The sequence below is a fragment of the Anthropogastromicrobium aceti genome, assembly GCF_020687335.1.
Classification (GTDB): domain Bacteria; phylum Bacillota; class Clostridia; order Lachnospirales; family Lachnospiraceae; genus Anthropogastromicrobium; species Anthropogastromicrobium aceti.
Genome location: NZ_JAJEQN010000083.1, coordinates 1 through 3983, shown reverse-complemented (window position 1 = coordinate 3983; position 3983 = coordinate 1). Strand labels below are relative to the sequence as shown.

Genomic DNA, 3983 nt, shown 5'->3' with positions numbered 1-3983 from the left:
ATATCGCCAGCCATAGCATGGCTGACGATACAAAAATTTATTATTTTTTATTGTCCTCTTGACGGGGAGCATACCAGATCGGCAGCGGGTGATTTTTTATTGTGAAATAATCGGCACAAACTTCGCGCGGTTGCGAAGTGGATGATTCAGACTGATTGCACCAGTCCGCCGCCAAGAACAAGAAGATCGCAGCTAAGCTTTTCTGTGATACCTATTTCATTGGCATATGGCCAAGAAGTGGTATGTATCATAACGCTTGTTCCCCCTTAAATCAGAATTGAAATTCATATTTTGAAAATGCAGTGCAAAGACGAATGCCAGACTCCGCATCTTCCTTTGAGATAACGCTGCTGCTGCAGTGAGCGTAACGAGTGACAACAGAAATACCGCCGGCGCGGACGCCAAAGTTTGAAAGATTCATACTAGAAGCATCACAGCCGCCTTTATCAATGACCTCATACTGGAATGGAATATCTTTGTGACGGCAGCACTGCTCCATGACAGCAATGACATCTTCATGACACAGAACAGATGGATCAGCCACTTTAATGCCAATACCTTTGCCGATTGCATTGCTTCCAGTCAGATCACACGGATAATCATGTGCCGGGGTAACGTCAACAGCGATGCCAATATCAGGTTTAATAAAGGCAGCAGTTGTCTTAGAGCCGCGGCAGCCAACCTCCTCCTGAACGGTAAATACATAATAAATGTCGTTAGGATAAGTTCCGTCATTTTCACGAAGTGCTTCAATTAACTGAAAGCAGCCAACTCTGTCATCAAATGTCTTTGAGCAGACAAGATCATTTGCAAGAGGAAGATATTCGCCGCAATATCCGCATACAGAACCAACATGGACGTATTTAAGCGCATCCTCCTTGGATTTGGCACCGATATCAATAAATAGTGCATTAGGATCATTGTGTGCATCCTCAATATTTTTCATACTGCTAACAACACCATAGATTCCATTTCTAAAAACGACTCTCGTGTTGTAGGCAGAAGCAGTCCAGTTCCAACCGACATTGCATACTAAAAGACGTCCATCCTCCTCAATTTTCTTTACCATGAAGCCTATTTCATCCATGTGAGCGGCAAACATGATTTTTTTTGAGTGTGGTCCGCCTTTGCCCTTTTTAACGGCAATCAGACTGCCGAGCGGATCAACAATCAGCTCATCTGCGTATGGACGCACTTCCTGTTCAATCAATTCGCGTACCTTTTTTTCGTATCCAGCGATGCCCTGAGTTTGGGTTAAGCGGATTAGAAGTTCTTCATTTCGCATCGCAAATACCTCCTTATTTTTGACTGTGTAATTAATGATACAAATATTTGTGCATGTCTATAAAGATTTTATCACCTTAAAAATTTGAATGCAATATGTGATTATCGAGTTTGATTTTTTTTATAAATTAGTGCAAGCCCCTTAAGCATTAAGTCAGGATCGTAGGAAATAGTTTCCTCACAGTATGGAAGGATTGCCGGTGCGATCCCACCTGTGGCTACTACAATAGCGTTCTCGCCAAGTTCTTTTTTGATGCGGCGAATCATGCCGTCAATCATTGCAGCGTTGCCAAAAAGGGAACCGCTTTTCATGCAGTCAATTGTATTGCTGCCTATCACGTGCTTTGGCGCCTCTAAACTGATAAAAGGAAGCTGAGATGTCTGAGATGATAGCGAGTTTAGTGCGACAGCGGCACCAGGGGCAATTGCACCGCCTATATACTGGCGCTTATCATTTATAACGGAAAAAGTCGTTGCAGTACCCATATCAATAATAATAGAAGGAACTGTATAAGCAGCTATAGCGGCAACGGCTGTCACCACAAGATCGCTGCCAAGCTGGGTTGGATTATCAATACGAATAGAAAGACCTGTTTTTACGCCAGGTCCGACAATCAGAGGTTCTTTAGGAATTAATTTTGTCAGCGCGGTCTTTATAATATTCGATAAAGGAGGAACAACAGATGAGATAATGCTGCCATCTACCTGTGCGTGTGAAATAGAGTGAAGTTCAAAAATTAGCTTAAAATCAATGGCATATTCAAGCTCTGTCTTATCGGTACGTGTAGAGAGGCGTTCTGTAAATAGAACGTGATCAGCTTCAATTCCTCCGACTACAATATTTGTATTTCCAATATCAACTGCAATAATCATAACAATCTGCCTTTCTGTGAGAACAACATTACGCAGAAAGAATATCATGATAAAACAGGAAAAACAAGTATCATTTTGGGTATAATAAAGAAAAAAGGAGCTGCTTTAATGAAAAATATTAAAAGAAAAACAAAGCCTGATTGGAATAAGCTGACAGCAGAAGATCTGCAAAAGCTTGAAATTGCAGAGGAGATAGGTGTGATTGACAAAATCTATGCAGGTGGATATGGAAATCTTACATCAAAAGAATCAGGGAAAATCGGAGGGATTCTTGCTGCTAGAAACAAAGCAAAGAAGAAGTAAAGAAACAGGTTGAAAGAAAGTGCGGAATCCATTATACTAAAAGTATAGAGATTATTATGAAGAAATGGAGGATTCAAAATGGATCACGCAAAGCTGTTAAATAAAGTAGACCACACATTGTTGGCACAGGGAGCAACATGGGAGGAAATTCGTCAGATTTGTGACGATGCTATCCGTTTTAAGACAGCATCCGTATGTATTCCGCCGTCATACGTAAAGCAGGCAAAGGGTTATGTAGGCGATAGAATGAAGATTTGTACTGTAATCGGTTTCCCAAATGGTTATAACACTACGGCTGTAAAGGAGTTCGAGACAAGAGATGCAATCGAAAATGGTGCAGATGAGATTGATATGGTAATCAATATCGGATGGGTAAAGGATGGCAGATACGATCTTGTCGAAGAAGAAATCCGCTGCTTGAAGGCTGCATGTGGTGACAAGATTTTAAAGGTTATCATCGAGACTTGTCTTTTGACAGATACAGAGAAGATTCGCATGTGCGAAGTGGTAACTGCGGCAAAGGCAGATTTTATTAAGACCTCTACTGGATTCTCCAAGGCAGGTGCAACATTTGATGATATCGCACTTTTTGCTTCACATGTAGGTGAGAATGTGCAGATTAAGGCAGCCGGCGGAATTTCATCCTTTGCAGATGCAGATGAGTTTGTAAAACTTGGCGCTGACAGACTTGGAACAAGCCGTCTTGTAAAGATTGAAAAACAGCAGTAAATAAGATTGACAAAGACTATTTGTGGCAATTCCAAGCCCGGTTCCAAACACAAATATCAGCTTGCAGTATGCAGTACTTGCATTGTTAGCAGCAATGTACGGACCAGTAGCAGGCGGCCTGATCGGATTTATCGGACATGCACTGATCGATTTATCATGGGGTGGAAGTCCATGGTGGAGTTGGGTAATCACATCAGCATTTGTAGGTGTTGTGATTGGTATGTTTGCAAAGAAGCTCAATGTACAGGAAGGTGTATTTGATAAGACCAAGACAGCTATCTTCGCAATCGCTAATGTGGCAGCACATGTGATTGGCTGGGTAGTCGTAGCGCCAGTACTTGATATTTTAATTTACGCAGAGCCTGTAAAAAAGGTATTTGCGCAGGGTGTATTTGCAGCAATCTCCAATAGTATCACAGGAGTGATTGTTGGCGGATTGTTAATTGTGGCATATACAAAGACCATTGCAAAGAAAGGTTCTCTCGATAGAGAATAAAACTTTGACAAAGCCTTCTCATTTAGCTGAAAAATTTTCGGCTTGTGAAAAGGCTTTGATTTTTATTGTTTTTATGAGGTATTTACATGACGAAGAAAAAGTCCCCTGTTATAAAATTTTTAGGCGAAAACCCAGGGGCTTGCCCCTGGGATGAAGCCAAGAAATATTTTTCTAAATCTTTAATGTCGATATTTTCTGAATACACATTATAGATCTAACAACATAAAAGGCACATTTAATTAAAAAATTTATGCTATTAAATCGGGAAAAAATCACATTCTTTGAACTTGCACATTGA

5 protein-coding genes are annotated in these 3983 nt (G+C 40.8%); 3 read left to right on the top strand and 2 right to left on the bottom strand.

Annotation, left to right across the window (positions count from 1 at the left end; genetic code table 11):
* Positions 1-271: 271 nt before the first annotated feature.
* Both LKD48_RS16230 and LKD48_RS16225 read right to left on the bottom strand, forming a co-directional pair.
* Complete coding sequence (locus LKD48_RS16230) at positions 272-1285, bottom strand: M42 family metallopeptidase (RefSeq protein ID WP_308732629.1); 1014 nt, start codon at positions 1283-1285, stop codon at positions 272-274.
* A gap of 101 nt (positions 1286-1386) precedes the next feature.
* Positions 1387-2157, bottom strand: coding sequence for a type III pantothenate kinase (locus tag LKD48_RS16225; protein ID WP_118614810.1), 771 nt, complete (start codon positions 2155-2157; stop codon positions 1387-1389).
* Positions 2158-2265: 108 nt separating this feature from the next.
* Between LKD48_RS16225 and LKD48_RS16220 the strand changes: the two genes are divergently transcribed.
* From LKD48_RS16220 to LKD48_RS16210, 3 genes are all read left to right on the top strand, one after another.
* The gene (locus LKD48_RS16220) at positions 2266-2460 is read left to right on the top strand and encodes a small, acid-soluble spore protein, alpha/beta type (RefSeq protein ID WP_118614812.1); all 195 of its coding nucleotides are present in this window, start codon (positions 2266-2268) and stop codon (positions 2458-2460) included.
* A gap of 78 nt (positions 2461-2538) precedes the next feature.
* Complete coding sequence (gene deoC, locus LKD48_RS16215; RefSeq protein ID WP_066558441.1) at positions 2539-3189, top strand: deoxyribose-phosphate aldolase; 651 nt, start codon at positions 2539-2541, stop codon at positions 3187-3189.
* 22 nt (positions 3190-3211) lie between these two features.
* Positions 3212-3685: an ECF-type riboflavin transporter substrate-binding protein gene (locus LKD48_RS16210; RefSeq protein WP_308732628.1), complete on the top strand. Its 474-nt coding sequence runs from the start codon at positions 3212-3214 to the stop codon at positions 3683-3685.
* Positions 3686-3983 lie beyond the last annotated feature (298 nt).